This window comes from Streptomyces toyocaensis (assembly GCF_000725125.1).
GTDB classification, from domain to species: domain Bacteria; phylum Actinomycetota; class Actinomycetes; order Streptomycetales; family Streptomycetaceae; genus Streptomyces; species Streptomyces toyocaensis.
Window position 1 is genome coordinate 1 of sequence record NZ_JFCB01000083.1, and the last position, 210, is coordinate 210.

1 pseudogene is annotated in these 210 nt (G+C 76.2%); it reads left to right on the forward strand.

Features of this window, described 5'->3' with window-relative positions:
- Positions 1-210: pseudogene (locus BU52_RS37250) on the forward strand (NAD(P)/FAD-dependent oxidoreductase); the annotation flags it as partial.

Sequence of the window (210 nt, forward strand, 5' to 3'; positions counted from 1 at the left end):
GTCCCTCCGGCCCGACCTCCTGGACGCCCTGTTCACTCCCTTCCCGCCCGTCCGTCCCGGCCTGCGGCTGGCCGTGAGACTGCGCGGCACGGGAGGACTGCGCATGGCGCGCACCCTGGTCCTGCCGGTGCGGCGCATGGCGGAGGAGGAGTTCCGGGGCGAGGGGGGAGGGCTGCTGCTGGCCGGCAACGCGCTCCACGCCGACCTGGC